Origin of the sequence: Sorangium sp. So ce385, from assembly GCF_051474135.1 — a bacterium.
GTDB lineage: Bacteria > Myxococcota_A > Polyangia > Polyangiales > Polyangiaceae > Sorangium > Sorangium cellulosum_D.
In genome coordinates, this window is record NZ_CP150337.1 from 876,089 (window position 1) to 896,853 (window position 20,765).

14 protein-coding genes and 1 tRNA gene are annotated in these 20,765 nt (G+C 69.8%); 13 read left to right on the top strand and 2 right to left on the bottom strand.

From position 1 onward, the window contains the following. The 13 genes from rpmG (at position 1) to panB (ending at position 17,492) form a co-directional block, all read left to right on the top strand. Entirely contained in the window at positions 1-171 is a 171-nt protein-coding gene (rpmG, locus tag WME83_RS03340; RefSeq protein WP_020732607.1) for a 50S ribosomal protein L33, read from the top strand. A gap of 29 nt (positions 172-200) precedes the next feature. Continuing rightward, positions 201-273, top strand: a tRNA-Trp gene (locus tag WME83_RS03345). An 87-nt stretch (positions 274-360) separates the two neighbouring features. Then, positions 361-987: a preprotein translocase subunit SecE gene (gene secE, locus WME83_RS03350; protein WP_437317811.1), complete on the top strand. Its 627-nt coding sequence runs from the start codon at positions 361-363 to the stop codon at positions 985-987. A gap of 30 nt (positions 988-1,017) precedes the next feature. Continuing rightward, the gene (gene nusG / locus WME83_RS03355) at positions 1,018-1,548 is read left to right on the top strand and encodes a transcription termination/antitermination protein NusG (protein ID WP_020732609.1); all 531 of its coding nucleotides are present in this window, start codon (positions 1,018-1,020) and stop codon (positions 1,546-1,548) included. A 117-nt stretch (positions 1,549-1,665) separates the two neighbouring features. After that, the gene (gene rplK, locus WME83_RS03360; protein WP_061618350.1) at positions 1,666-2,109 is read left to right on the top strand and encodes a 50S ribosomal protein L11; all 444 of its coding nucleotides are present in this window, start codon (positions 1,666-1,668) and stop codon (positions 2,107-2,109) included. A gap of 145 nt (positions 2,110-2,254) precedes the next feature. Continuing rightward, complete coding sequence (gene rplA / locus WME83_RS03365; RefSeq protein WP_020732611.1) at positions 2,255-2,965, top strand: 50S ribosomal protein L1; 711 nt, start codon at positions 2,255-2,257, stop codon at positions 2,963-2,965. A 3-nt stretch (positions 2,966-2,968) separates the two neighbouring features. Then, positions 2,969-3,499 (top strand): 50S ribosomal protein L10, encoded by a 531-nt coding sequence (gene rplJ / locus WME83_RS03370; RefSeq protein WP_061628734.1) that lies wholly within the window; start codon positions 2,969-2,971, stop codon positions 3,497-3,499. Positions 3,500-3,597: 98 nt separating this feature from the next. Next, entirely contained in the window at positions 3,598-3,990 is a 393-nt protein-coding gene (gene rplL / locus WME83_RS03375) for a 50S ribosomal protein L7/L12 (protein WP_061628733.1), read from the top strand. A 366-nt stretch (positions 3,991-4,356) separates the two neighbouring features. Further along, a complete protein-coding gene (gene rpoB, locus WME83_RS03380; protein WP_437317812.1) occupies positions 4,357-8,493 on the top strand; it encodes a DNA-directed RNA polymerase subunit beta in 4,137 nt (1,378 codons plus the stop codon). A gap of 141 nt (positions 8,494-8,634) precedes the next feature. Continuing rightward, the gene (rpoC, locus tag WME83_RS03385) at positions 8,635-12,924 is read left to right on the top strand and encodes a DNA-directed RNA polymerase subunit beta' (protein ID WP_437317813.1); all 4,290 of its coding nucleotides are present in this window, start codon (positions 8,635-8,637) and stop codon (positions 12,922-12,924) included. A gap of 430 nt (positions 12,925-13,354) precedes the next feature. Further along, complete coding sequence (locus WME83_RS03390) at positions 13,355-15,700, top strand: HD domain-containing phosphohydrolase (RefSeq protein ID WP_437317814.1); 2,346 nt, start codon at positions 13,355-13,357, stop codon at positions 15,698-15,700. A gap of 22 nt (positions 15,701-15,722) precedes the next feature. After that, positions 15,723-16,352, top strand: coding sequence for a GNAT family N-acetyltransferase (locus WME83_RS03395; protein WP_437317815.1), 630 nt, complete (start codon positions 15,723-15,725; stop codon positions 16,350-16,352). Between the two features lie 192 nt (positions 16,353-16,544). Next, a complete protein-coding gene (panB, locus tag WME83_RS03400) occupies positions 16,545-17,492 on the top strand; it encodes a 3-methyl-2-oxobutanoate hydroxymethyltransferase (protein WP_061621593.1) in 948 nt (315 codons plus the stop codon). Positions 17,493-17,571: 79 nt separating this feature from the next. On the opposite strand, the gene WME83_RS03405 is transcribed toward panB, so the two are convergent. Both WME83_RS03405 and WME83_RS03410 read right to left on the bottom strand, forming a co-directional pair. Continuing rightward, on the bottom strand, positions 17,572-19,683 hold the full coding sequence (locus WME83_RS03405; protein WP_437317816.1) for a VWA domain-containing protein: 2,112 nt from the start codon (positions 19,681-19,683) through the stop codon (positions 17,572-17,574). Next, on the bottom strand, positions 19,680-20,624 hold the full coding sequence (locus WME83_RS03410; RefSeq protein ID WP_437317817.1) for a DUF58 domain-containing protein: 945 nt from the start codon (positions 20,622-20,624) through the stop codon (positions 19,680-19,682). The genes WME83_RS03405 and WME83_RS03410 overlap by 4 nt, the downstream gene beginning before the upstream one ends. Positions 20,625-20,765: the final 141 nt, after the last annotated feature.

Consider the following 20,765-nt stretch of genomic DNA (forward strand, 5'->3'; position numbering starts at 1 on the left):
GTGGGCGAGCAGGCCGGTGGGTGGCGTGCGGCGCGCATCGCCGTCTCACTGGCCTGCTGCGAGTGCAAGTCGCGGAACTACAAGACCACGAAGGCGCCCGACCAGGTGGTTTCGCTCAAGAAGTTCTGCAAGCAGTGCAAGAAGCACACGGTTCACAACGAGACGAAGTGAACGGGTGCTCAGGAAGGCGCAGCGATTCTAGGGGTATAGCTCAGTTGGTAGAGCAGCGGATTCCAAATCCGCAGGTCGGGAGTTCGAGCCTCTCTGCCCCTGCCGGGGAATGTGGGCGCCCAGGGGGCGCCCTCGGAGCCCCATCGAGCAGGCTTCTGTCTGCCGCGTGCCGGCGCGTTTGGTGTGGTTATGGCGAAGGGTCAAAAAGACAAGCAAACGCCGAAGGTCGCGGAGGATGGGGAGCCGGACGAATCTGGACCGTCCGCGCCCGCCGAAGCGTCGTCCCTCGTGACGCAGGGCGAGGAGCCGGGGACGGCTGACGCCGAGGGCGCCGAGGCGCAGCGCGCCGGCGAGCGCGAGGACGTTGAGGAAGCCGAGGAAGAGGTCGCGGCCACGCAGCTCGGGACCGAGCGCTATGTGCTCGCCGGCTTCTTCGCCTCCGGGATGCTGCTCGCATACCTGCTCGGCAAGGTGATCCACGGCGTCTGGGCGACCCTCTCCAACAAGGACTGGTTCAGCCGAGCGCTGCCGGCGGTCTCCGCGGTGGGTGACGACGACAAGACGACCTACGGCATGGTCGTCGGCGGCGTCATCGCGCTCATCGTCGTGCTGCGTGCGTTCCGCAACGCGGAGCTCCGCACCTGGAGCGACGAGGTCGCCGCCGAGCTGGCGAAGGTGAAGTGGCCGACCAAGAAAGAGGTGACGAACTCGACGTTCGTCGTGATCGCGACGACCACCGTGGCGACCCTCTACCTGGCGCTGCTCGACCGCTTCTGGGCGTTCGTGACCAACATCGTTTACGGCGATGGAAGCTGAAGCAGGGAGACCCTGAGGGAATCAAGCGCCATGGCCAAGAAGTGGTACGTCATCCATACCTACTCGGGATACGAGGCGAAGGTGCGCGACGCGCTCCAGCAGCGCGTGAAGCAGTACGGACTGGAAGATCGGTTCGGCGAGATCCTCATCCCGAGCGAGACGGTCACGGAGAACCGTCCCGGCGGTAAGACGCGCGTCCGTCAGAAGCTCAGCCTGCCCGGCTACATCTTCGTCGAGATGGAGATGAACGAGCAGGTCTGGCACCTGGTCAAGGACACGCCCAAGGTGACCGGCTTCATCGGCAACCAGACGCCGCAGGAAGTCCCGCTGGTGCAGATCGACAACCTCCGGCGGGGCATCGTCGAGGGGTCGGTCAAGCCGAAGCCGCGGCTCACGTTCGAGGTGGGTGAGGAGGTGCGGGTCCTGGACGGGGCCTTCGCGAACTTCACCGGCACGGTCGACGACGTGAAGATGGACAAGCAGAAGCTCAAGGTGAAGGTCAGCATCTTCGGCCGACCCACCAGCGTGGAGCTCGACTTCTCAGCCGTGGAGAAGCGCTAGCCGGGGGCGAACGGCTGCAAACCTGCGGGCGAGCGCCGCGCCTCCGCGGCGCTCCGCTGTTTCTCTGAAAAGTAGACCGCCCGTCGGGCGGCGGTTCGATAGGGTGCGAGATTCATCATGGCGAAGAAAGTCACTGGGTACGTGAAGCTGCAGCTTCCGGCGGGCAAGGCCAACCCGTCGCCCCCCGTCGGTCCGGCGCTCGGCCAGCACGGCGTCAACATCATGGCGTTCTGCAAGGACTTCAACTCGCGGACGGCAGCGCAGGGAGACATGATCATCCCGGTGGTGATCACGGTCTACTCGGATCGCTCGTTCACGTTCATCCTGAAGACGCCGCCGGCCTCCGTCCTCCTCAAGAAGGCGGCGGGGCTCGAGACCAAGAAGAAGCCGGGCGCGGGCTCCAAGGAGCCCAACAAGGTCAAGGTGGGCAAGGTCACGCAGAAGCAGCTGCAGGAGCTCGCCCAGCTCAAGATGCAGGACATGAACACGACGAACCTCGAGTCCGCGATGCGCAGCATGGCGGGCACCGCCCGCTCGATGGGCATCGACATCGTCGACTGAGGTGAGTCGCAGCGCTCCCCGCGGTCGGGGATGCGCGCCGCCCAGGCGGCGCTCCGAGGAGGGCGCCCCGGCGGACTGGGTAGAAGACTTACCACGGTAGTTTAGGCGCACCGTGGGAGGCGAGAGCCGTTAAGAAGGAGGGCATGTGCCGAAAGTCGCCAAGAAGAAACTCGCAGCGCGGGCAGTCGTCGACCGCGCTCGAAAGTACACGTTGCAGGAGGCCTGCGCGCTCGTGAAGCAAGCCGCGCCTGCCAAGTTCGACGAGACGGTGGACCTCGCGGTCCGGCTGGGGGTCAACCCGCGGCACGCAGACCAGATGGTCCGCGGCGCCGTGGTGCTCCCGCATGGTACGGGGCAGTCGCTCCGGGTGCTCGTGTTCGCCAAGGGCGAGAAGGCCAGGGAGGCCGAGGCTGCCGGGGCCGATTTCGTCGGCGAGGCGGATCTCGTGAACAAGGTCCAGGAAGGCTTCATGGACTTTGACCGCGTGATCGCGACGCCCGACATGATGGGCCTGGTGGGCAAGCTCGGCCGTATCCTCGGTCCGCGCGGCCTGATGCCGAACCCGAAGGTCGGGACGGTCACGTTCGACGTGAAGACGGCCATCACCGAGGCCAAGGCCGGCAAGGTCGAGTACCGCGTCGAGAAGGCGGGCATCGTGCACGCCCGGATCGGCAAGGTCTCCTTCGCGGAGGGCGCGCTCCAGGTCAACGCGGACGCGCTGATCCAGGCGCTCGTCCGGGCCAAGCCGGCGACGGCCAAGGGCATCTACCTCCGGAGCATCACGATGTCCTCGACGATGGGCCCGGGGGTTCGCATCGACCCGGTCCACTTCATCGGCAAGGCAGAGGAGGCGTAGCCCATGGAACGGTCCCAAAAGGAAGAGGTCGTCGGCTCCGTCCGGCAGAAGTTCGAGCGGATGTCTTCCGCGGTCTTCCTGGACTTCAAGGGGATGAACGTCGAGGCGGTCACCAAGCTTCGCGATGAGTTCCGGAAGTCCGGCGTGGAGTACCGGGTCGTGAAGAACACGCTCGTCCGCCACGCCATCAAGGAGCACCCCTGGGCGAACACGCTGGCGAAGAGCCTGACCGGCATGACCGGCGTGGCCTGGAGCTACGAGGATCCGAGCGCGGCAGCCAAGGTCGTCAAGGCGTTCCGCAAGGACAACCAGAAGCTCCAGATCAAGGCCGGGCTCATCGAGGGGCAGATCCTCTCCGGCGACGCCGTCGAGACGCAGCTCGCGACGATGCCCGGCAAGGATGAGCTCCGCGCCACGCTGCTCGCGACGCTCCAGGCGCCGCTCCAGCAGTTCGTGCAGCAGCTCAACGCGCCTCTCCAGAATTTCGCCTATCTCCTGAAGGCGAAGGAAGACGCGGCGGGCACATCGGGCTGAGGCGGCCCATTTCGTAAAAATGGGCCTTGCGCCCGTCTGGTTTTGGTTTACATGGCCCCCTCCCCGGGGCGCGCAGAAGAGTTTGAAGGAGTCTTGCAATGGCTGAGATCACGCGCGAGCAGGTCGTCGATTACCTCTCCAACCTCCCTGTCATCCAGATCGCCGAGCTCATCAAGGACCTCGAGAACAAGTGGGGCGTCAAGGCCGCCCCGGCGGCGGTCGCCGTCGCGGCCGGCGGCGCTGCCCCCGGCGCTGCCCCGGCCGAGAAGCCGCCGGAGCAGACCGAGTTCGACGTCATCCTCGCGAACGCCGGCAGCAACAAGATCGGCGTGATCAAGGCGATCCGCGAGATCACGGGTCTGGGCCTCAAGGAGGCGAAGGACCTGGTCGAGGCCGCGCCGAAGACCGTCAAGGAGCAGGTTTCCAAGGCGGACGCGGAGGAGATGAAGAAGAAGCTCGTCGAGGCAGGTGCTACCGTCGAGCTCAAGTAACGATCACCGCTCCCTGCCAGGGGAAATCGGGATCCGCCGGAGGACGGCGGCAGGGCGGTCGTCCCTGCCGCACGTCCCGCTTTTGTCTGAAGAAAGGGGCCGCGCATGCGGGCCCTCGCGCAACGCTGAGGAGGACCGCGGATACGGGTCCTCGGTCAATTCTGAAGAGGACCGCGGGTGCGGGTCCTCGACCAATGCCGGAGCTCAATGGGTCGCCACGCGGTCCGCTCTGCCCCCACAGCCAAGATGTTTTGGGTCCCCACGTGCTGGGGACGCTCGCTCGCCATTGGTGCGTAGCTTCGTGTTCGTTGCTCGGTTCGAGCCGTGCGCCCGCCCCGCGCGGCTCGTGTGAGCCGGAGGAAATCGATGCCGTCGGTCGTCCAATCCAACTTCCGCGTCCGTAAGAACCTGGGTCGCGTTCGTCGCATCATCGACGTCCCCAACCTGATCGACATCCAGAAGTCGAGCTACGACAAATTCCTCCAGATGACCGTTCCGCCGAACGAGCGGGAGGAGGTCGGGCTTCAGGCGGTGTTCCGCTCGGTCTTCCCGATCAAAGACTTCAACGGCACGAGCGAGCTCGTCTTCGTCTCGTACAACCTCGAGCCGCCGAAGTACGACGTCGACGAGTGTCGCCAGCGCGGCATGACCTACTCGGCCCCGATCAAGGTCACGAACCAGCTGATGATCTACGACACCCGCGACGGCGGGGAGCGGATCGTGCGCGACATCAAGGAGCAGGAGGTCTACTTCGGCGAGCTCCCGCTGATGACCGAGACGGGCACGTTCATCATCAACGGGACCGAGCGCGTCGTCGTCAGCCAGCTGCACCGCAGCCCCGGCGTCTTCTTCGATCACGACAAGGGCAAGACGCACTCGAGCGGCAAGCTGCTCTACTCCGCGCGCGTCATCCCGTACCGCGGCTCGTGGCTCGACTTCGAGTTCGACCCGAAGGACATCATCTACGTGCGCATCGATCGGCGGCGGAAGATGCATGCGACCGTGCTGCTGCGCGCGCTCGGGTACTCGACGCAGGACCTGCTCAACTACTTCTATTCGACCGAGACCGTGTACCTGGAGAAGGGGGGCAAGTACTCGAAGAGCATCGAGTACGATCTCCTGGCCGGTCAGCGGACGACGCGCGACATCAAGATTGGCAACGACGTCATCGTCAAGAAGAACACGAAGTTCACCCGCGCCGCCATCCGGAAGATGAAGGAGGCGAAGCTCGAGCGGCTCAGCCTCGAGCCGGAGGAGCTCGTCGGGAAGGTCGCCGCGCACGACATCGTCGACCCGGAGACGGGCGAGGTCGTGGTCGAGGTCAACGAGGAGCTCACCGAGGCGAAGCTCGAGCGGCTGCGCGACGCGAACATCGAGCAGTTCCGCATCCTCTTCATCGACGGCCTGAACGTGGGCTCGTACCTCCGCGACACGCTCCTCACCGACAAGGTGAAGACGATGGAGGACTCGATCCTCGAGATCTACCGCCGGCTGCGGCCGGGCGATCCGCCGACGCTCGAGACCGCGAAGACCCTGTTCCACAACCTGTTCTTCAACGCCGAGCGCTACGACCTGTCGAAGGTCGGCCGGCTGAAGCTGAACTACAAGTTCTACCGGGACGTCCCCGAGGACGAGCGGCCGGGGCTCGACCTCACCGTGCTCACGCCGCAGGACATCCTGGAGACGGTGCGCCACCTGATCGAGCTGAAGAACGGGCGCGGCTCGGTCGACGACATCGACCACCTCGGCAACCGCCGCGTCCGCGCGGTCGGCGAGCTGATGGAGAATCAGTATCGCATCGGCCTCGTCCGCATGGAGCGCGCGATCAAGGAGCGCATGAGCATGTCGCAGGAGATCGACACGCTCATGCCCCACGACCTGATCAACGCGAAGCCGGTCAGCGCGGTCGTGAAGGAGTACTTCGGGAGCTCGCAGCTCTCGCAGTTCATGGACCAGACCAACCCGCTCTCCGAGGTCACCCACAAGCGCCGCCTCTCGGCGCTCGGGCCGGGCGGCCTCACCCGCGAGCGGGCCGGGTTCGAGGTGCGCGACGTCCACGCGACCCACTACGGGCGCATCTGCCCGATCGAGACGCCGGAAGGCCCGAACATCGGCCTCATCGCCTCGCTGTCGACGTTCGCCCGCGTGAACGAGTTCGGCTTCGTCGAGACGCCGTACCGCAAGGTCGAGAACGGCCGCGTGACCGAGGACGTCATCTGGCTCTCCGCGCTCGAGGAAGAGGGCAAGTACATCGCGCAGGCGACCGTGAACCTCGACGAGAGCGGGCGCTTCAAGGAGTCGCTCGTCTCGGCCCGTTACAACGGCGAGTTCAAGATCGTCACGCCCGAGATGGTGGAGCTCATGGACGTCGCGCCGAACCAGATGGTGTCGGTCGCCGCCGCGCTCGTGCCCTTCCTCGAGCACGACGACGCGAACCGCGCGCTCATGGGCGCCAACATGCAGCGCCAGGCCGTGCCGCTCGTCCAGTCGCACGCGCCGCTCGTGGGCACCGGCATGGAGGAGCGGCTCGCCCGCGACTCCGGCGTCTGCGTGATCGCGCGGCGCCCCGGCGTCGTCGAGAGCGTCGACGCGACGCGCATCGTCGTCCGGGCCGAGGGCGAGGGCGCCGAGGTGCCCGACATCTACCACCTGATGAAGTTCCAGCGCTCGAACCAGTCGACCTGCTACACGCAGAAGCCGGTCGTCCGGACGGGCGAGGTGGTGAAGAAGGGCGACGTGCTCGCCGACGGCCCGTCGACGGACATGGGCGAGCTCGCGCTCGGCCAGAACGTGCTCGTCGCGTTCATGCCGTGGCAGGGCTACAACTTCGAGGACTCCATCCTCGTGTCCGAGCGCATCGCCAAGGACGACGTGTTCACCTCGATCCACATCGAGGAGTTCGAGTGCGTCGCCCGCGACACGAAGCTCGGCAAGGAGGAGATCACCCGCGACATCCCGAACGTCGGCGAGGAGGCGCTCAAGGACCTCGACGACTCCGGCATCGTCCGCATCGGGGCCGAGGTGCGCCCGGGCGACATCCTGGTCGGCAAGATCACCCCGAAGGGCGAGACCCAGCTCTCGCCCGAGGAGAAGCTGCTCCGGGCGATCTTCGGCGAGAAGGCCGGCGACGTGCGCGACAGCTCGCTCAAGGTGCCGCCCGGCGTCGGCGGGATCGTCATCAACGCCCGCGTGTTCTCGCGCAAGGGGACCGAGAAGGACGACCGCGCGCGGGACATCGAGGACCAGGAGCGAGCCCGGATCGAGCGGACGCGCGACGAGGAGATCAAGATCCTCCGCGACTCGTTCTTCCGCCGCATCCGCGAGCTCCTCCTCGGCAAGGAGGCGACGGGCAAGCTGGTCGACGACAAGGGCAAGGTGCTCTTCCAGAAGGGCGCCATCATCGACGAGGCCTCCCTCGCCGAGATCCCCCGCAAGTACTGGGGCGAGATCCCCGTCGACGACGCCGAGCGGGTCCAGCAGATCCTGCGCGACCTCGAGGAGCTCGTCCGCACGCGCGAGGAGCACTTCCGGGACAAGATCGATCGCCTGTCCAAGGGCGACGAGCTGCCGCCGGGCGTCATCAAGATGGTGAAGGTCTATATCGCCATCAAGCGCAAGCTCCAGGTCGGCGACAAGATGGCGGGCCGCCACGGCAACAAGGGCGTCATCAGCCGCATCCTCCCCGAGGAGGACATGCCGTACCTGCAGGACGGCAGGCCGGTCGATCTCGTGCTCAACCCGCTCGGCGTGCCGAGCCGCATGAACGTCGGCCAGATCCTCGAGATCCACCTCGGGTGGGGCGCCTTCGAGCTCGGCAACCAGCTGCAGCGGATGCTCGAGCAGCAGCGGTCGAGCGCCGAGATCAAGGAGCACCTCAAGGCCATCTACGCGGGCGACGAGTCGATGAACGGCTTCTTCGACGACCTCGAGGACGCCGACGTCAAGCGCTTCGTCAAGACGGTCGACGAGGGCGTCTTCATGGGATCTCCGGTGTTCGACGGCGCGCACGAGTCGGACATCAAGGGCGCGCTCGAGCTCGCGGGTCTCCCGCCCTCGGGCCAGGCGATCCTCTTCGACGGGCGCACGGGCGAGGCGTTCGATCAGAACGTCACGGTGGGCATCATGTACATGCTGAAGCTCCACCACCTCGTCGACGACAAGATCCACGCGCGCTCGATCGGGCCCTACTCGCTCGTCACGCAGCAGCCCCTCGGCGGCAAGGCGCAGTTCGGCGGGCAGCGGCTCGGCGAGATGGAGGTCTGGGCGATGGAAGCCTACGGCGCGGCCTACGCGCTGCAGGAGTTCCTCACCGTGAAGAGCGACGACGTGATGGGCCGCACCCGGATGTACGAGGCCATCGTGAAGGGGGATTACACCCTGGAGGCGGGGCTGCCGGAGAGCTTCAACGTGCTCATCAAGGAGCTCCAGTCGCTCTGCCTGAACGTCGAGCTGGTCGAGACGAGCGGAGGCGTGGAGGCCTCGGCCGCGGAGGAAGAGGAGTGATGCAGTTCGTCACGTCGCGAGCGCCGCGCGCCCGGTCGGTGATGACGGGGGAGGCGCGCCGCGCGGGCGGCGCGCCGCCGAAGTCCGACTCGGTGGGCGCTGGCAGGTTCATCGGTATCGTTTCCGTCTCCGGAGGTCTCCATGCGTGACATCTTCAGCTTCTTCGAGAAGCCCAAAGACCCGCTCTCGTTCAGCGCCATCCGCATCTCGCTCGCGAGCCCGGAGAAGATCCGCGAGTGGTCGCATGGCGAGGTGAAGAAGCCGGAGACCATCAACTACCGGACGTTCAAGCCGGAGCGCGATGGTCTGTTCTGCGCCAAGATCTTCGGGCCGGTGAAGGACTACGAGTGCAACTGCGGCAAGTACAAGCGCATGAAGCACCGTGGCATCGTGTGCGAGAAGTGCGGCGTCGAGGTCATCCAGTCGAAGGTCCGCCGCGAGCGGCTCGGGCACATCTCGCTGGCCACGCCGGTCGCCCACATCTGGTTCCTGAAGAGCCTGCCGTCGCGCATCGGCAACATGCTCGACATCACGCTCAAGGACCTGGAGAAGGTGCTCTATTGCGAGGCCTACATCGTCATCGATCCGAAGGAGACCGGCCTGATGAGGGGCGATCTCCTGAGCGAGGAGCGCTATCTGCAGCTGCTCGACGAGTACGGTGACGACAAGTTCAGCGCCGGCATGGGCGGCGAGGCGATCCTCGAGATGCTCAAGCAGGTCGACGTGCACGGCCTGGCCGAGCTGCTCAGGACGGAGATGCGCGCCGCGACCAGCGAGGCCAAGCGGAAGAAGCTCGCGAAGCGGCTCAAGGTCGTCGAGGCCTTCCGCGAGAGCGGCAATCGGCCGGAGTGGATGATGCTGACCGTGATCCCGGTGCTGCCGCCGGATCTGCGCCCGCTCGTCCCCCTGGACGGCGGCCGCTTCGCGACCAGCGATCTCAACGACCTCTACCGCCGCGTCATCAACCGCAACAACCGCCTGAAGCGGCTCCTCGAGCTGAACGCGCCGGAGATCATCATCCGGAACGAGCGCCGGATGCTGCAGGAGGCGGTCGACGCGCTGTTCGACAACGGCCGCCGCGGCAAGACGATCACCGGCCCGAACAAGCGCCCGCTCAAGTCGCTCTCCGACATGCTGAAGGGCAAGCAGGGCCGGTTCCGCCAGAACCTGCTCGGCAAGCGCGTCGACTACTCGGGCCGCTCGGTCATCGTCGTGGGCCCGACGCTGCGCCTGCACCAGTGCGGCCTGCCCAAGAAGATGGCGCTCGAGCTCTTCAAGCCGTTCATCTACAACAAGCTGGAAGAGCGCGGCTACGTCAACACCATCAAGAGCGCGAAGAAGATGGTGGAGAAGGAGCGGCCGGAGGTCTGGGACATCCTCGAGGAGGTCATCAGCGAGCACCCGGTGCTCCTGAACCGCGCCCCGACGCTCCACCGCCTCGGCATCCAGGCGTTCGAGCCGGTGCTCATCGAGGGCAAGGCGATCCAGCTGCACCCGCTCGTCTGCGCGGCGTTCAACGCCGACTTCGACGGCGACCAGATGGCGGTCCACGTGCCGCTGTCGGTCGAGGCGCAGATGGAAGCGCGCGTGCTCATGATGAGCACGAACAACATCCTCTCGCCCGCGAGCGGCAAGCCGATCATCAACCCGACGCAGGACATCGTGCTCGGGCTCTATTACGCGACCCGCGAGCGCAAGTTCGAGAAGGGGTCGTACCGCGCCGACACCCTCTCCGTCGGCGAGGACGGCGTGGCGCAGGGCTACCTGCGGGGCATCTACGCCTCCCCCGAGGAGGTGCGGATGGCCTACGACAACGGCGAGGTCGCGCTGCACGCCGGCATCCGCGTCCGCGTGCCGATCATCGACGACGACGGCAACCCGCAGCTCGACGAGTTCGGCCACGTGAAGCGCCGCATCGTCGAGACCACGGTGGGCCGCGTCATCATCTCCGAGGTCCTCCCGAAGGGGGTCGCGTTCGAGTACGCGAACAAGACCCTCGACAAGAAGGCGCTCTCGGCGCTCATCGACGTCTGCTACCGCATCCACCGCAATAAGGAGACCGTCCTCCTCGCGGACCGGCTCCGCACGCTCGGCTTCGACCACGCGATGCGGGCGGGCATCTCCATCTGCATGGATCACATGGTGATCCCGCCGGCCAAGAAGGTCCTCCTCGGCGAGGCGCAGAAGGAGGTCGAGCGCGTCGTCGAGCAGTACCAGGAGGGGCTCATCACCGACGGCGAGCGGTACAACAAGATCGTCGATATCTGGGCGAGCATCGCCGACCAGGTCACGACCGAGATGATGGCCGGCATCGGCAAGGAGACGGTCGTCGACCACGAGACGGGCAAGGAGTCGGTCGAGCCGAGCTTCAACCCGATCTACATCATGGCCGACTCCGGCGCGCGCGGCTCCACGCAGCAGATCCGGCAGCTGGCCGCGATGCGCGGCCTCATGGCCAAGCCGTCCGGCGAGATCATCGAGACGCCGATCACCGCGAACTTCCGCGAGGGTCTCAGCGTGCTCCAGTACTTCATCTCGACGCACGGCGCGCGCAAGGGCCTCGCCGACACCGCGCTCAAGACGGCGAACTCGGGTTACCTCACCCGCCGGCTCGTCGACGTGGCGCAGGACGCGGTCATCTCCGAGTTCGACTGCGGCACGCTCGACGGCATCCGCGTGGCGAAGCTCGAGGAGGCCGGCGAGGTCATCCAGCCGCTCGGCGACCGCATCCTCGGCCGCGTCGCGCTGGAGGATGTGGTCGACCCGCTCACCGGCGAGGTGCTCATCACGGCGAACACCGAGCTCGACGAGCAGGCGGTGCGGTCCATCGAGGACGCCGGCATCGAGGAGGTCGTCATCCGCTCGGTGCTCACGTGCCAGCTCCGGCGCGGGGTGTGCGCGCTCTGCTACGGCCGCGACCTCGCGCGCGGCTACCGGGTCAACATCGGCGAGGCGGTGGGCATCATCGCCGCCCAGTCGATCGGCGAGCCGGGCACGCAGCTCACGATGCGCACCTTCCACATCGGCGGCACCGCGGCGCGCGGCAAGATCGAGGCGAGCTACCTCGAGGCCCGCACCGAGGGCACCGTCCGCCTCCGCCGCGCGGTCGTCCAGAAGAAGAAGGACGGCACCATGGTGGTCATGAACCGCCACGGCGAGATCGTGGTCGTCGACGAGACGGGGCGCGAGCGCGAGCACAACCGCCTCGTCTACGGCGCCATCCTCAAGAAGGCCGACGGCGAGCGCACCAAGCCCGGCGAGCTGCTCGCCGAGTGGGACCAGTTCGCGACGCCGATCCTCACCGAGGTCTCCGGCGTGGTGAAGTTCGGCGACCTCATCGAGGGCGTCAGCGTGCAGGATCGCCTCGACGAGGTGACGGGCCTCTCGCGAAAGGTCGTCATCGAGTCGAAGGCGGCCGACGTCCGCCCGCGCATCTCGCTGAAGGACCCCGAGTCCGGCAGGACGCTGAAGCTCCCGAACAGCGAGCTCGAGGCGCGCTACCTGCTCCCGGTCGGCGCGCACATCGTCGCGCAGGAGGGGGATCTCATCGAGGCCGGCGAGGTCATCGCGAAGATCCCGCGCGACACGACGAAGGTGCAGGACATCACCGGCGGTCTGCCCCGCGTCGCCGAGCTGTTCGAGGCCCGAAAGCCGAAGGATCACGCCATCATCAGCGAGATCGACGGCGAGGTCACGTTCGGCAAGGACACGAAGGGCAAGCGGAAGGTCATCATCACGCCGTACTCGCCGGACGGGCATGCGCTCGGCGATCAGGCGCGCGAGTACCTGATCCCCAAGGGCAAGCACATCCAGGTGCAACCGGGCGACCGGGTGCGCGCGGGTGATCCGCTCCAGGACGGCCCGCCGAACCCGCACGACATCCTCCGGGTGAAGGGCGAGAAGGAGCTGTCGGCCTGGCTCGTGAACGAGATCCAGCAGGTCTACCGGCTCCAGGGCGTCGGCATCAACGACAAGCACATCGAGGTCATCGTCCGGCAGATGCTCCGGCGGGTCCGCGTGCGCGAGGTCGGCGATACGAACTTCCTGGTCGACGAGCAGGTGGAGAAGCACATCTTCGAGAAGGAGAACGAGAACGTCATCGAGCGCGGCGGCAAGCCCGCCATCGCCGAGGCGCTCCTCCTCGGCATCACCAAGGCCAGCCTGTCGACCGAGTCGTTCATCAGCGCCTCGTCGTTCCAGGAGACGACCAAGGTACTCACCGAGGCCGCGATCAACGGCAAGACGGACGATCTCCGCGGTCTGAAGGAGAACGTCATCATGGGTCGCCTGATCCCGGCCGGGACGGGTCTGCCCGCCTACAAGCGCCTCCAGGTCGTGGTCGAGGGCGAGCCGGTGGTGCAGGCGCCGTACGTCGCCCCGCGGCCGCGCCCCGAGGAGACGGCGCCGCTGACGGCGGTGAACGAGGAGTGACGACCGCCGGCGCGCCCAGGGCGGGGTCCCACCCCCGCCCCCGGGCGCGCCGCCCGGCACCCAGTCACCGGGCGCGCCGCCCGGCACGCCCAGTCACCGGGCGCGCCGCCCCGGGGGCCGCTTTCCTCTCCCAGCCCTGAGCTTGCCGGCCTGGCGAACCGCGCCGGACGTGGCGTGAGCGCCTACCCGGGGTCAGTCTTCATCTCCACGTAGCAGCGCATCGGGTCGAGCGGGACCTCGGGGGCCAACCGGCGCTGGCCGGGATGCTCACGGGGCTCGCGCACCGCTCCGAGCTCTGCTCTCATTCATCGAGCGCACCCCATGGCGGATACGCCGCGAGCGGCTGGCCAGCTTTCCCCGCGTGCTTTCGTTCCGCGAGGGTTCTTGGGCGCGCGCCTACCTCCAATTTCTGAGTAGAATCAGGGTTTCGATGGCTTCCGTTCAAGGACTGAACCAGCGGATTGCCGATCGCCTCGTCCTCGAGGGGCGCATCACCCCGGACGACCATCGTCGCGCGGTGGAGTACGCGATGCGGACCCGCGGCCGCATCGAGGACGCCATCATCGAGCTCGATATCGTCAACGAGGGCGAGCTCCTGAAGTTCATCGCGACCGTCCACAACACCCGCTTCGTCTCGACCGAGAAGCTCTCGAAGGCGATCATCGAGCCCCGCGTGCTCGCCAAGGTCTCGGCGATCACCGCGACGCTGCACGGCGTCTTTCCGGTCCTGCTCGACGAGCGGAACACGACGCTCTCGGTCGCGACCGCGGATCCCGACAACGACGCCGCGCTGCACGAGATCCGGCTGGCCGCGGGCGTGCGGGACGTACGCGCCATCGTCGCCCGGCCGGCGGCGGTGCGCGCGGCCATCGCCTACCATTATCGGGGCGACACGGCCGCCTTCAATTCGCTGCTGCGGCCGGTCAGCGCGTTCGACGAGATCCTCTACAACAACACCAACAACAATCCGTTCGAGCGTACGTCGATGACGTACGAGCGCGCGTCGATCCCCGATCGCACGTCGATGACGCACGTGCCGGCTGCGCATCCGCAGCCGATGCACCCGCAGGCGACGATGCACGGCCAGCCGGCGCACGCGACGCCCGCGCACCCGCAGGCGACGATGCACGGTCAGCCGATGCACGGTCAGCCGATGCACGCGCAGCCGATGCACCCGCAGGCGACGATGCACGGTCAGCCGATGCACGGGCAGGCGACGATGCACGGTCAGCCGATGCACGCGCAGCCGATGCACGGCCAGCCGGCGCTCGCCTCCATCCCCGCGCCGCTCGTCGCGACGCCGCAGCCTCCGGCGGTGATGCGGGGGCCCTCCGCGCCCTCGGTGCCCGCCGCGCCGCCGCGCGTGGCCCCGGCTGGCCCCCCGCCCACGCCGGTGCCGCCCTCGCCGCCGCCTCAGCCGCAGGTCGCCCCGGTCTCCGCGCCGGTCGCGGCGCCCCCGCCGCCGCCGCCGCACCCGACCACGAGCCACGCGTACGTCGAGACGCTGAACGTCCTCGTGAGCCTGCTCGAGAACGCGCGGCAGGACCTCCGGGGCCACTCCTCCACGGTCGCGCGCATCGTCCGCAAGCTCTGCGAGCGCATCGGCCTGCCGCCGACGACGGTCGCGAGCTACGTGGCCTCGGCGTACCTGCACGACCTCGGCAAGAACGGCCCGTACCACCTCACCGCGCTCAACGTGGCCGAGTACGAGGGGCACCGGCTCGCCGCGACGAAGAGCGTCGATCTCCCCGCGCACCTCATGGAGTCGGTCGGGCTGCCGCAGGAGGTCGTCTCGGCGATCAGCCTGATGTACGAGCGCTACGACGGCAGCGGCTTCCCCGACGGCCTGTCCGGCAAGGAGATCCCGCTCGGCGCGCGCATCCTCGCGGTCGCGGACACCTACGCCGACCTCACCCAGAACCCGCGCAACCCCTACCGCAAGGCGCTCCGCCCGCCCGAGGCGTGCGACGTGCTCGCCCAGTACCGCGGCACCATCTTCGATCCGAACATCGTCGACCTCTTCCGCCAGGTCATGACCGGCGACGACATGCGCGCGAAGCTCCTCTCCGACCGGCACCAGGCGCTCATCGTCGACCCGGATCCCGAGGAGACGACGGTGCTCGAGCTGCGGCTCCTCGAGCAGGGGTTCGAGGTCTCGATCGCGCGCAACGTGGCGCAGGCGCGGCGCGAGCTCGAGACGAAGGACATCGAGGTGGTCGTCAGCGAGATCGATCTCGAGGAGCCCGACGCCGGCCTCGCGCTCCGCGCCGACGCGCTGAAGCTGGGCTTCGGCCGCGACAAGACGTGGGTCATCCTCACCGCGAAGACCGACCGGCAGACCGCCCAGCGCGCCTTCGATCTCGGCGTCGACGACTTCGTCTCGAAGCCGGCGTCGACCGACGTCATGGCCGCCAAGCTCCGCCAGCTCATCGAGCGGCGCTCCTCGACCGCCGCCCCGCGCGGCGTGTCCGGCTCGCTCGCCGAGATGGGCCTGCCGGACATGATCCAGATCCTCTGGCACGGCCGGAAGACGTGCGCGCTCAAGATCCAGGCGAACTCCATGGCCGGCGAGATCCACTTCGCCGACGGGCAGGTCGTCCACGCGCTCTGGGCCGGCGCGCAGGGCGAGGACGCGTTCTACCGGATGCTCACGCTCCGCGAGGGCGACTTCCGCCTCGACCCGACCTTCTCGCCGAGCACGCGCAGCATCACCGCCTCGCCCGAGGCGCTGCTCCTCGAAGGGATGCGCCGCCTCGACGAGGGGACCCTGTCGTAGGCGCGCCGCGCGGGAGGCCGGGTTGAAGAGCTCCGTCTGCATCGAGACCCCGCGGCTGCGGGTCCTCCTCCCGCCCCTCGACTTCGCCGGCCGCTACCTCGCCTATTTCGAGCGCAACCGCGAGCACCTCGCCCGGTGGGATCCGCCGCGCCCCGAGGGCTTCTACACCGAGGCGTTCTGGCGCGAGCGCCTCCTCCGCGACCACGACGACTTCGCCGCCGATCGGGCGCTCCGGCTCGCGCTGCAGTGGCGCGGCGCCCCCGACGGCGAGGTGATCGGGGTCTGCAACTTCACCCAGTTCGTGCGCGGCGCCTTCCAGGCCGCGACGCTCGGCTACTCGCTCGACCAGCGCGCCGTGGGCGCGGGCGTGATGTTCGAGGCGCTCGAGGCCGCGATCGCGTACATGTTCGACGCGCTCGGGTTCCACCGGGTGATGGCGAACTACCTGCCGCACAACGAGCGCAGCGGCCGGCTGCTCCGGCGCCTCGGCTTCGTCGTCGAGGGGTACGCCCGCGATTACCTGTTCATCGACGGCGCCTGGCGCGACCACGTCCTGACCGCGCTGACGAACCCGAGGTCCGCGTCGCCGGGCGCGTCGCGAGCGCCGGCGGCGGCGCTCCCCTCCGGCGCCGCCGGGCACCGCCGCGGATGAGCGGCCGGCGCAAGCGCGGGCGCGCCTCGCCTGCGCCCGCCGCGGCTGCTGTCGTGGATAAGTGCCCAGGATGCTTGGGGATTGTGACCAGGTAGGCCGCGGCCCATGCGCGCCGCGTCTTGCCCGGAAACGGGCGCGGCCCTAGCCTCTCCGGAGGCGTGGACCGCAGGTGCGGCCGCGACCCGGAGGAACATGTACGGTCCGCAAGGCAATGGTGGGGGCGGCGCGCGCAGGCCCGCGCAGCGCTCGACGAAGGTCACGGTCCCCGAGATCCGCGCCCGCAAGGGGGTCTCGCCGATCGCGATGGTGACGGCCTACGACTTCACGATGGCGCGGCTGCTCGACGAGGGCGGCGCCGATCTGCTGCTCGTCGGCGACTCGCTCGGGATGGTCGTGCAAGGGCACGCGACGACCCTCCCCGTGACGGTCGAGGAGATCTGTTATCACGGGCGCGCGGTGGCCCGCGGCGCGCGGCGCGCCCACGTCGTCGGCGACATGCCGTTCATGAGCTTCCAGCTCTCTCCGATGCACGCGCTCGAGAACGCCGGGCGGATGATGAAGGAGGGCAGCTTCGAGAGCATCAAGCTCGAGGGGGGCGCCGAGATCGCGGAGCACGTGCGCCGGATCGTCGCCGCGGGCATCCCGGTGATGGGCCACCTCGGGCTCACGCCGCAGTCGGTGCACGCGATGGGCGGCTTCAAGGTGCAGGGCAAGGGCGACGAGGCGGCCGAGCGCCTCATCGCCGACGCGCGCATCCTCGACGAGGCGGGCGCCTACGCGATCGTGCTCGAGGCCATCCCGCCGGATCTCGCGCAGGAGGTGACGGCGGCGGTCTCCGTGCCGACGATCGGCATCGGCGCCGGGGCGGGCTGCGACGGGCAGGTGCTCGTCTGCTACGACCTGCTCGGGATGTTCCGCGAGCTGACGCCGAAGTTCGCGAAGCGCTTCGCCGAGGTCGGCGATCAGATCGTGGAGGCGACGCGCGCCTACGTGGACGAGGTGCAGTCGCGCACGTTCCCGGCCGCGGAGCACAGCTTCAAGCCGAACGGGCCCCGCCGAGCGGCCGTCGTGCCCGCCGCGCCGGCGAAGCCCGAGTTCGCGCCGGCGGACGAGATTCCCCCGCACTGGCAGACGCACTGAGCGCGGCGGCGCGGCGGCGCGGCGGTCGGCTGACGCCGGCCGCGCCGCTCGCAAGCCGCGCCGACGGCGGCCGCCGGCCTCAGCCCGCCCGGAGCTCCGCCGCCTCCCGCCGCCCGCCGATGGCGCGCAGCAGGAGCTCGGCCGCGAGCAGCGCGAGCAGCAGCAGCGCGACATACGGCGATCCGTCGATCGAGGCCGACATGCCGCCCAGCTCGGCCGCGCGGGCGCTCTCGGCGACGCGCCGGGGGCGGAGATCGATCTCGCGCTCCGGCACCGAGACGACGCGCGTCGAGCGCTCGCCGTCGAGGGTGAGCTCGTAGAGCCCGGCGAGCGGGGGCGAGACGCGCAGGCGCCGCTCGACCTCCACGACGGGGAGCGCCTCGCGCCCCGCGGGCCCCTCGGCGCGGTCGACCTGCACGCGCTCGACCTTGACGTCGCGGTAGCCGTCGAACGTCCACGTCTCGCCCGCGGCGAGCCGCCGCGCGCCGCCGCGGGCGCGCGCGGCGCCGACGAACCCGTCGAGCAGCGAGAGGAACGCCGGCCGCAGCGCGACGTCGCTCTCCTCCGTGCTGAGCGGCAGCGTCATGAACAGCACGACGCCGCGCCCGAGCGGGCGGCGCACCAGGAACGGGGCGCCGTCCGACCACCGGGCGAGCACCTCGGCGCCCTCCGAGGCCTCGGCGCCCAGCGTGGCCCGGCCGCGCGGGGCGACGTCGGCGAGGCCGGCCGCGGACGGGCCGAGCCAGCCCGCCGTGGCGGGATCCACCCCGCGCGCCGGGGACGCCGACCAGCGGACGACGCCGGGCACCAGCGGCTCGAACCCGGCGCCGAGCGGCGCCGCGGCCGCGCGCTGGCCGAGCGTGAGCAGCGCGACGCCGCCGCGCTCGACCCACGCGGCGAGCGAGCGGCGCACCTCGGGCGTGAAGCCGGGCGCGTCGTCGACGATGAGCCCCGCGTGCGCGGCCAGCTCGTCCGCGTGCTCCGGGACCGACGGCAGCGGCCTGATCTGCGCGTCGAGATCGAGCGCCGACAGCGCCTGCTCCAGCGGCGGAGGGCCGCCCGTCTCGACGTGCGTGGCCGCGGGGTCGACCACGACCGCGATCGACAGCGGGCCGCCCGCGGAGATGATCGGCGCGCGGTCGTCCTCGGCGATCGCGTCGCCGCCGGTGAGCGCGGCGACGAGGAACTCCGGCGTCCCGGAGGGCAGGTCGATCGTGAGCTCCTCGGCGCGCAGCGCCGGATCGAGCGCGACCTTGCCGATCACCGCGTCGCCGGCGCGCACCTCGAGAGACCGCCCCGCGGCGGCGGACGCGCCCGCGGCCGCGGCGCCGGGAGCGGCGGAGGCGGCCGGCGCCGCCGCGCCGCCGTCGCGCTCCGCAGCGGGCAGGTCGGGCCCGGGCGCGGCGGCCTGCGCGGCGGTGCAGACGACGCGGACGCGCGCCTTCTGGCTGGATCGATCCGCGCGCACGATCCCGCAGTCCTGCCCCGCCGCCTCCAGCTCCTCGAGCGGCACCCACGTGGCGATGTCGGGGGTGCCCGAGATCGGCGGGGCGCCGGGCGCGCCGTCCGCGAGGTCGCTGAGGAGCACGATGCGCTTGTCGCTCTGGGGCAGCCCGCGGAGCAGATCGCGCGCGAGATCGAGGGCGCCGTCGAGGTCGGTGGCGCGGTCCGACGGCGTCACCTCGGCGAGCGCCTCGGCGACGGCGGCGAGGTTGGTCGTCGACGCGAGGGCGACGCGGGCCGGGGCGCCCGCGAGGACGAGCGCCGCGGCGTCGCCGGGCGCGAGCCCGCCGGCGAGCTCGCGCGCGGCCGTGAGCGCGCGCTCGAAGCGCGAGGGGCCGGCGCGCTCCGCGCCGTCGCCGCCCGGGCGCGCGCGCATGCTGAGCGAGTCGTCGACGACGATGGCGAGCGCGACCGACGCGCCGGCCCTGCGGCTGAGAGACAGGTGCGTGCAGCGCAGGAGCGGCGTGGCGCCGAGCACCGCGAGCGCGAGCACCGACACGGCCCGGGTGGCGAAGAGGGCGCGGTCCTCGAGGAGGCTCCGTCGCCGCGCCGTGGGCGGCGTGGGCGGGACCAGGCGCGCGGGCGGGAACGGCCGCTCCTCGGCGCGGCGGCGGCGCAGGAGGTGCGCGGCGATCGGCGCGCCGACGAGCAGCGCGACGAGCAGCGCGCCGAGCGTGACGAAGCTCATCGCCGCACCTCGGCGATCGCCTGCACCAGGGCGCGGACGACGTCGGTCGGGGGATCGGCGCTGGTCGCGCGGAGCAGGCGGCCGCCGCGCGACGCGAGCGCGCGCGCCCAGGCGTCGGCGAGGGCGGCGAGGCGCGCCTTGTACTGCGCGCGGACCGCGCCCGCGTCGGCCTCCACGACGGCGCCGCCCTCGAGCGCGCGGAGGCGCACGTTGCCCTCGAAGTCGAGCTCGGCCTCGCTCGGGTCGAGGACCTGGAGGGCGATCAGCGTGCGGCCGCCGGTGCTGAGCGGCGTGAACGCGGAGAGGGCGCGCTCGGCGCCCGATTCATGAGCGAGATCGAGCAGATCCGAGATGAGCAGGACGACGGCGCCGCGGCGGGCCTTCTTCGCGACGGGCGCGAGCGCGCGCTCGATGGCGCCCGCGTCGCCGCTCCAGTCCTGGGCGGCGGAGGTGGCCTCGAGGGCGCCCACGATCCGCTCGAACGCCTCGCGCCCCGCCATGGCGGGCAGGCCGTGGGTGCCGGCGCCGCCGAGCCACGCGAGCCCCACCGGGTCGCCGGTGGCGAGCGCGACGCGGGCCATGGCCGCGGCGATGAGCGCCGCGTAGGCGAGCTTGGCGCCGGGCGCGCGCCGGCCGCGGTAGGACATCGAGGCGGTCGCGTCGACGCACAGCCAGAGGGCGCGGTCGGTCTCAGTCTCGAACTCGCGCACCATGAGGCGATCGTGGCGGAGCAGGGCGCGGCGATCGAAGAAGCGGAGATCGTCGCCGGGCACGTAGGGCCGCTGCCCGCCGAACTCGACGCCGGCGCCCTTGCGGATGCTCCGGTGCATGCCGGCGTAGACGCCCTCGGCGACGGCGCGCGACTTGAGGCGGAGCGGGGCGAGCCCGCCCCAGTCGATGGGGAACGCGGCGAGCGAGGCGCGGTCGGAAGCGAGCGGCACAAGGGCGCTTCTTAGCCTGGATCCCGGGGGCGATCACCCGGCCGCAACCGAGCGGTACGAGCGCAGCCGAGGCGCGGAGCGGGGCGGGTAGCGGCGCGGCCAGGCGGCGCTCGCCCACGCGCCTTCTCTTCGTCGCTTTAC